The following is a 428-nucleotide window of genomic DNA, read 5'->3' on the forward strand; positions in this document are numbered from 1 at the left end:
GTCTCATCATGGCAGAGGACACCGGCCGGTTCCTGATGCCACTGCGTAGTCCCGGCGTCACGAATCCTGATTGTTGGGGTACGTGGGGCGGTGCTGTAGACCATGGAGAGCATGTGGAGATGGCAGTGGCTCGTGAAGTACAAGAAGAGGCCGGCTATACCGGTCCGCTAAAGCTGCGTCCGCTGCTACTGTTCCGTGGGGACGGCATGGTGTACCAGAACTTCTTGGCCATAGTTCCTCATGAATTTCAACCCAAGTTGAATTGGGAAACGTCGGATGCCCAGTGGGTGGACGACATCGAGGACGTTAGTCCTCTGCATCCGGGCGTAGAAGCCCTGCTCAACGACGACACGTCGATGGCCTCTATCGCTTATTTTCGTGGCCAAGAAACGTACCGTGAACCGCATGAACTAGAAGGTGGACAAGAT

Annotated in this window: 1 protein-coding gene; it reads left to right on the plus strand. The window is 55.8% G+C overall.

The features are described from left to right. Positions 1–8: 8 nt before the first annotated feature. Positions 9–428, plus strand: a 420-nt coding sequence (locus AC1RPQ_RS07955; RefSeq protein WP_481762256.1) for an NUDIX hydrolase, incomplete at its 3' end; no start/stop codon positions are given.

Source organism: Dellaglioa sp. CoH-57-MRSF-21, assembly GCF_056781915.1.